Below are 8516 nucleotides of genomic sequence, written 5' to 3' on the forward strand. Positions count from 1 at the left end.
GGAGCCGGAATAGGCGGTGGAATCGGTGCTGGTGCTGTTGTTGGTCGAGGAACGGGTGCCGGCGCCGGTGCAGGCGGCAAAACGACAGGTGTATTGATGGGTACTGTAGTAAATGCCGATGTAGTAAGTGTCGAAATAGGGACTGGAGCTATCGGTACAGTCGTTGACGGAGCAATTGGCTGTGTAGTACTGGGATCTGTAGGCGCGGGGATCGTCGGAAGTGTAACGGGCGTCGGCGGCTGATTACACGAAAAGAATGACGAGTTGCTGCCCGTAGATCCTTGCGGGGATTGATTCGTAACACTTACGCCTTGAGGTTGATCCGTCTGAACGTTGTTGGTGGGTGACGGATTGATACGTGCACCCATTTGAGCCGCTATCTTGGCGAACAATGCTAGGGATGGTTTTGGAATATCCCACGTAGTGGTTGCAATACTCGCGGTAATGGTTGACTCGTCGGGTACGATCGCATTCTCGTTCATTGTTACTGCATCGGGAACTAGAACTTGGGACTGCGCGTTGTTACTGGGCGCAGGAGTATACGCTTCCGTAGTAGTAGTAGTATAGCTTTGGGGACCAGTAGTTGGGGCAGTGGTAGTAGTCCGATCGAAATGGCGAGTATTCTGGGGAGTGGTAAGAACTCGTGGAGTGCTGGGACGAACTGGATCGGGACTGCGATTGTTCTGAAGGTTAGTGGTCGCGGAACTGTTGCCACGACTCACGGGAGTCCCGGCACGTTGATTAGTCGTGTGGTGACTGAATCTCACGGCGGGATTGGTCGTAACATTCGGGACCGATTGTGTCCCAGGACTCGTACCACGTGGGCGGATGGATGACAAATCACCGAAATTCGGTAGAGTCGTGGTTGAGCTTCCGCCAGACGGAGGATCTTGATCCTTGGCTTCTTCACGATCGGAATTTCGAGGATTGGTAACGACAGAAGCGTACGACTGACGTTCGGAGGAGACATCGGGAGCATCGAACGTAACAGTGACGTCGTGTGTAGGTTCGAACGTTCCAATACCCCATTCGGGATTGCTAACAGCTGGCGCACCTAGTTCGTGGGGACCAGTAGTAGCCTGCGTGGTATCTTGGGATACCAATGCTGGTGCTTCCGTCGCTTGATTCGGAGGCGAAGTCGTGGACATGGGGGTGTCCGTCGAATCATGGTTATCGGAAGGAGGATAAAGGGCTTCGTCCGTCGCGGGAGCACATGGAGGGCTTTCTTCCTCCTTGGTTTCCTCTTGAGGGGGTACATACCACGTAATGTTGGTACGTGGCTGGAGCGGTTCTCCAGTCGGGTCAATCATGTCGGTGAACTTCTTGAATTGTCGAATAAATTCGGTATCGAGGGTAGAAAGTTCGGGAGTTTGGACGGCTTCCAAGTAGCGACGATATTCTTCTTGCAATACCGGCGATAGGAATGGTAGCATGTCGCGAAAGTCCTCGTCGTTGGGTCTATCATGGAAGACATGTCCAGCAACAAGTACCTTTATCAATGCATGGAAGGCCGGCGGAGGATGCACAATGACAACGTGTGTTGTTCGACCTTTTGGAACGTCACGTTTGAGGAAGTTGGAAGCAGCCACGAAGGTGCGAACCGTACCATCGTTGACTCCGTTGACAACGAACTTGAAGTTTCCATCTTCCGTGTGCGTGGGAGAGTAGTGACCTTTTACGGCCTCGTTGACGGATTCGTTGATCTCGTCGGCCGGCATGAAACGGGACAGGAATCCAATGATCATGTGCGTGATTCCGTTCACGATCGTATCGTGAGTTTTCGTCTCGTCTCGTCCAATATTGAAACTGTTACGTTTGATCGTAACGGCAGGAATAGACGTGAGATTCTTCTCATCGGGGTTGCAATACATAAGAATGAACTCGGGGTTCGTGACAGCACGAGGCGGTTCCTTCTTACGAGAGCTGGTATGCGATTTTCCTTTACTAGACATCTTGTAATAGGAAAGAGAGGAGATACGGTATTTGGGCTCGATAACCTGTTAGAACCAAGTTTATCGATATGCTAAGCTATAGGAATTGAGCGTGTATAAGAGAATCAACAGCAGAAGTCTTTCAAGTCGGAAAGGCCGTTACTATTACTGATTCTACAAATTAATGGCAAGTAGAGAGAGCGAGAGCGGAATTGCTACTCAATTCCTTCTTGGCATGAAACTTGGTGAATCTTTAGTCGACGCTGTCACCCGTGACCCATCCAGTCAAGGGTGCCAACGCAGTCGCCCTTATCGGGCTCCAACACCCTCCCCGGCTTCCAGACCCTCCAATCTAGCAGAAGGGGACGATTGGAGTGGCGGAAGCCTGCTTGGGGAGCCGATCTTGTTGTAGTGTCCCATTCCACGGCGTGCATGACGGGAGTGAAGGACCCAGCCGAGAGGTTTCGTCATACCATCGCTAGGGTTGAGAATACCCTTTAGATGGACCATGACGAGATCCATCTTCTCTCGCCATTCTTGGATGGCAAAATGCTGAATCTCGATGTGTCGTGCGCGTGGAGTAGGCCGGCGTTCATTGATCATCTGTAGTGCTGCTAGATTATCAATGAACATGCGAGAGGGACCGGGCCGTAGCGCGTCAAACGCCTGAAGGACGTAGCGGAGATACTTGATTATCTTCCCGCAAGTGACGGCTGAATAGAATTCGGCTTCGGTCGAGCTGGTGGCAACAAGAGATTGTACTTGACTCTTCCACGCAATGGCAGCGCAGCAGAAGAGTATAATCAATCCAGTGACGGATCGACGAGTACGGAGTTCGGTGGCATGGGCCGCATCAAGGCAGCCGACGAGTTCGTCACGCTCAAACACCGGGAATTCCGGCAACGATGGGTCTTCGTCGAGGAACTCAAAAGGGACGTCTGGAAGGCCATCAAGAGGGGCAGGTCGGACAAAAATAATCCCCCACGACTTCGTAGCGCGGAGGTACCTGCAAACGTGCTTGAGGGAATCGTAGTGTTCGGCGTGTGGGGCGCCCGCGAACCGGGCGAGGGTACAAATAGCATACCCAATATCCAATCGGGCGATGACATAAGCGTATATCAATTCGCCGAGGACATTGCGGTAGGAGAAACCTTTCTGTCGAGCCAATGATCTGGCTTCTACAGATTTCTCGGGTGGACCATCCAGTAGCATGAGATGGTTGACCTTGGACGGGTCGATCGGGACAATTTTGTTCGAAGTCCGATCCTTCGGAGACCTTGGGGAATCCCATCCATGAGTCTGCAACATGCGATCGATGTAGGATTCGCATCCTACCTTGACGTAATCGCGGGTCTGTACGATGTCAATACCGTTATATCGTTGGTAGACACCTTGGTCGGTTTCCATACCCATGGCAGCATATTCGGCTTCAACGTGCTTTCGGAGTTCTGCGATAAACAATTTGCAAGTCGAAGGATCAAGCGCTCCAACGGCAAAATCGTCTACTTGTCGACACGCGAGAATTTCTTGGCCGTTGATGGTACCAGAGTAAATATTTCGTTCATGGGGTGCGTTACGGAGTCCCATTTTATTCAACAGGATGTCCGTGATCATGCGTTCCCATAGGACACCGGCTTCTGGGTGCCCTTGCAAAGCTCGGTAGAGAGGAATTACCTCTTTGAGCCGGTTCAGCTTCTTTCCGAAACGGTGTAGATACCAATCTTCTATAGTATCGTCGATTTCGAGGAAGCAGTCGATAGACGGGGGAGGAGACTGTTGATAGGCGTTCTCTACGTCCCCGAAGGCGATGTAGTATCCCCGGTTGACACACATAGCAATAAATGCTCTTAGACACGGGAGTTCTACGCAGCTGGAGTAGGTTTGTACCATTAGCCGTAGCCATGGTGCAGCGCGTTTCGATCCGTCGAGGCAGGCGCGAGATTTTCGCACACCGCTAGCCTTGACGAGGCGGTTCCATACAAGTCGAAAAACTTGCGATGGAGTTAATGAGTCGGGTTTCGGGCGAGGGACAGCTTCGCCCATGGTGCCAGCGTCGTAGTGGGAGTCAAGCTGCTTGTGATCTGCAGCACGCCATTCTTCCCAGTTGGATAGGGTCATTAAATTCTTCCTTGTAAAGGAAGGGAGTCGGCGTTCTTCGTCTGTCATATGGTCGTTGACAAGCTTGCGCATCTCTCGAAGCCGAGCAACATCGTCCCAACCAGCAGGAAGCGAAGCATCATCTGGGTCGGGTGGAGTGGCTCCAAGAGCGGGAGTGGAAGAAAGTTCGCGAAGGGAGGCACGCTGTTGCTGGGGTGTGCCCTCCCCTGCGACAAGAGTCATGGCAGCGACACGACGGATGTCGACAGGACGGAGAAAGAGGGGGGGTGGTCGGGAGTCAGACAGTGTATTGCGTAAATCTTTCGCAATGTACACTGTCAAGGTCTTGGGCGGCGAATCAAGCGCAGCGTAAGACGTGATGGCTTGTTGGACGTCGTCGGGGGAAAACGTATGTATTTTACCCACGCGAAGGATGTACCCGCCAAGATATTTCTTGTTGGCTTGGGTAACGTCGTAACTGCCAAAGGGGTTGTTAAATGCGCTGACATATGCGCGCAAGTATTGAGGACATCGCTCAACCTGAAAACCAAGAGGATGAGCGGCATGGGGACGGAATTTGCATTCCACGGAATCAACAGTGGTAAACGGTGACATGATGATCTTCATATCGTCCGATACCTTATCGAGTTCAAGGTCTAGATCTTCGGGTTTGAGTTCGCCACGAAGATATTTGACGTAAGGGGGAGGCGACTTGGAATCGTTCATGCCTTCGTCGAAAGCGATATGACGGGCATGTTTGATCTCGCCGGTTTCGGAGTCGATGTAGATGGCATTGCGCATGGTTTTAGTATAACCAAGGAAGATGCCAGAGCGACCGTGTACCTCGGCTTTACCGTCACGCCCTTTGGAAGGGAGAGCGTAAATACGGCAACCGAATACACGCATGAGGGACAGGTTAGGACGGCGTCCAGTACAGATCGTAATAGCAGCAGCAGGACGATCTCCGTGGGCCAAGCAATTTGAGATAAAAACGTGGTATCGAAGTGCGTAAGGCCAATATTTCAATGGGAGACCGGCTGCAAATAGCATGGTACGAACAGCGTCGCCAATGGTTCGGTGGTTGCGTTCAACGAGGCCAATTTCGGAGGACGAGCCAGTAGCAGTAAATTGGACGTCGTAGCCAGCCTTGGAGAACAGATCATGGATTTCAGTGCACTTGCCGAATTCGCCACCTTGATCGAAGCGGACAACGCGATTGGGTGCGCTAGAGGCATACTTGGCGATCCACTCCTTTACGAAATCGATCGGAGGAGTTTTGTCGCGACGGATAGAAACTTGCATAGCGCCAGATTTGCGATCGACGATGAGGACATAGCATGTTTCACCGTTAAGCCCTTTTAAGCGATGATATCGGCGAGCGGCGTTGATAGCTTTCGCTTTGGCTTCGTCGTAAGATAGAGGCTCGAATTCGTCGTCTAATACGAAAGCATCATGGAGATCGCTATCGATTTCGTCGTCATCTGTGTCGTCGTCATCAATAGTTGGCTGAGGGGGCAGACTGGCGATAACGTCAGCCCACGCGGGTTCGGAGATCAGGTTCTTGGATTGGATGTATGCCCGTATTTCAGAAGGGGCGTCTTCGAGAATGAGACTCAAGGGTTCCCATGTCTTCTGGCCTGTAGACCATAGGATATGGAGATTAAAGGGACTACCACGGTAGCCTTTCATCCCACGCTTGAGGGGACCGCGATGCTTCAAGATCTTTTCGAAAGTGTAAGTCTGGGTGCTCGCAGTAGGGGATCTCCGTGTTGGTTTAGGGAGATGGGTCGATTCGTCATCGCTGTCGTCAGAACTTTCGTATTCTGGGACAGCCAGTCCAGGGATAACAGTGGAGTCATCGTCAGAGTCGACGGTTTCCGGGATTACGGGAGACGACGTCGGCTTGACGGCAGTTGGGGCAACAGATTCTTCATCGGAACTGCTGTCTGGGTTATCAAGTAGCTCGGGAGGCGGGCCGTCGCTATCGCTATCTGTTTCGTCGTAGATAGTTTCTTCCTTACGCTTCTTCTGCTCGAGATCGATCTCGAGTTTCCGTTTTGCGGCGCGAGTAAGAGGACGTAGTTCTTTTTCGGCGTTCCGAGCCTTGGTGGTTTTATTTCGGTGGGACGTTTTCTTGGATCGTTTTCTGGAAGGATCTTTCTTTCCAGATGAGGCTTGTACGAAGAAACCCATGTCGATCTGGATATTTTGCCAGCATTCGGTAGGTTCTTCGTCGACGAGTGGTCCTCGTGATGCTCTGTGTAGCTTGTTACGCTTGCAGATAGCACACGAGTCGATAGGATCGCCTCGGGGAAGATTCTTGGGGATACCATCAGCGTGTTTGTGTAGATCACTGATAGTGCGTTGGTTGGTATGTCCCACACGGAAATGCCACAAAAGACTGTTTTGTTTCATACTGAGGCCTTGTACGTCCTTGACGCTGGTAGAACACGTTGCACAGCAATCGAGTGAAGATACAGTCACATGATTGTTGACATCTTCAGCTTTTCCTGCAGGTAGTGTCTTGGCCGTACGTTCGTCGGGAGTAGGAGCAATAAGTGGGTCGGTAAAAAGCAGTCCACGAATTAGGTGGAGATTGAATCGAACTTCGGCATCGTCGTAACTGCAATCGTTGAGTTTCAATTGTGCCGTGTTGTCTTTGAAATCCGAGTACGTCGTATATCCACGACAACCAAGGGCACGTCCCATTGTATCTGGAGACATGATAGTGGCTGGTATTTCCGGTGTAACATACGTACTTACGAATCGGAAACCATCGGAATTGTCACATGGGACCTTGAGATATCCTTGGCCGATAGGTACGCATATTGTATCGTTTGCGACCTTTAAACGTGGGGCTTTCTTACGTTCTTCGGAAGTATATTCGTGGTAACACCATACGTAGTCAAGGTTGTCTGTGGTAGTAGCCAAAGAACCGTTGTCCATATGTCCTTTTGGAGGGAGATTAGGGGACAGTTGAACTTCGGATACTCGGAGTTCTCGATAATAGTCTATGCGACTGATTTTCAATTCTTGAATGTCTCTATCGAGCTGGTACAGGGCTTGTACAACGCGTGGTGGCGGAGGAGCAGGATTTACCTCTGGGAGGACCTTGATGAAATCAGGTACTTTCGCCGGAGATATATCTCTGGAGTTGGGTACATCGGAATCTTCACCCGTTGGACACGATGTGACAGAAGATTCAGACGCGGCATCAGTGGAACTGGTGTCAGTGGTAGCATCGAAATAATATTCGACTTCGGGGTCGTGCTGGAAGGCTTCTAGATCCAGTAGGGAATATATCGGGAGTTCTTGCTTATTCGTCTTGTATTTGTCGGGGGGTTTACGAGGCGGTCGCCGTTCACGAAAACGCTTTCTTTTTCGCCGGCTTACATAAAATCCCGACTGTCGTCAGTAGTGGTACCTTCGTCGTCAGTATCAAGTTGTGAGATGGTGACGTCGTCGTCGGTGTCGCTACCGTCTTGAAGTTGGCGTACGGGACGACGATTCGACGAAGGTGGTGTACGGTCACGACTACGATTGTTGGAACGGGCCGAAGATCGTGGTTCGGTACGTAGGCTACGTTGCGTTCGCGTAGAAGACGAATCTGTTTCCGTATTAGAGAAACCAAGAGCATTTCGGATGACGTCAATCATTCGCTTCGCAGCTGTCGGGTTGGTAGTGACGAGTGTCTTCAACTTGGGACATTGTACGAAAGGATGGGGACCACCGCACCCGTGACATTGTAGTTGATTGTGGGTTGCGGCGGCGAGCGAATGAACACTAAGTTGAACATCTTCATCGAGTGACCAGAATGCGTCAGTTTGGCGAATATCCATACTGCGTATTTCTTCTTCGGGATTATCAACTTGTCGTACGTTGCGTGTCGAAGTCGATGATGATCGATTGGAAGAAGAAGAATTCGAAGACTCGGTCTTACGACGGGATCGCGAATGGGAATCCATGAAGTCACGAGGAGTAGTCAATGGCGTGAGATCGTCGACGCCAATGAGTCTCACCGTCGTACAGATGAAACTGACAATATTTTCTGGTTGAAACATCATAGGCAATGGCATGGAGATCGGGACTCGCCGGATTTGTGCATGGATATGCGCCTTTACACCGTTCATGGCGGAACTCATATTCTTGACGAAGGTCTCGGCGAAGTATCGATCGCTAAGGAAGGTTCCTTGGTAATAGTGCAGGTGAAGACGAGTAAACCACTCTGCCCGATATTCCATGAGGTCTATAGTACTTTTCTGGCGAGGCAGTCCGGGGTCGACGAAGTTTTCCGACAATCGTGGATGCCCGGCGATGTATGCCAATCGCCATAGCATTTGATATCCGCTGCGTTCGTATGCAGCTGGCTTCGTCAGTTCGGAGTGTTCTAATCCGACATGTTTACTGAGCAGTGCTTGACGAATGGCTGAATCGTAGTATTGCCAGTAATCCTTGCAATGACGTGGAAGTAGATCGTATAATTGTCCC

General features: G+C 51.0%; 2 protein-coding genes and 1 pseudogene. All 3 read right to left on the reverse strand.

The annotated features are described in order from the left end of the window. Nucleotides 1-1871 (reverse strand): annotated as a pseudogene (locus tag VBE63_RS22215) (hypothetical protein); the annotation flags it as partial. Nucleotides 1872-2240: 369 nt separating this feature from the next. Beyond that, nucleotides 2241-6752, reverse strand: coding sequence for a Ty1/Copia family ribonuclease HI (locus VBE63_RS22220; protein WP_323685207.1), 4512 nt, complete (start codon nt 6750-6752; stop codon nt 2241-2243). A 665-nt stretch (nt 6753-7417) separates the two neighbouring features. Then, nucleotides 7418-8516: hypothetical protein (locus VBE63_RS22225; protein ID WP_323685208.1), on the reverse strand; the 1099-nt coding region annotated here is incomplete at its 5' end.

The organism is Lamprobacter sp., from assembly GCF_034860625.1.
In the GTDB taxonomy this organism is placed as follows: domain Bacteria; phylum Pseudomonadota; class Gammaproteobacteria; order Chromatiales; family Chromatiaceae; genus Lamprobacter.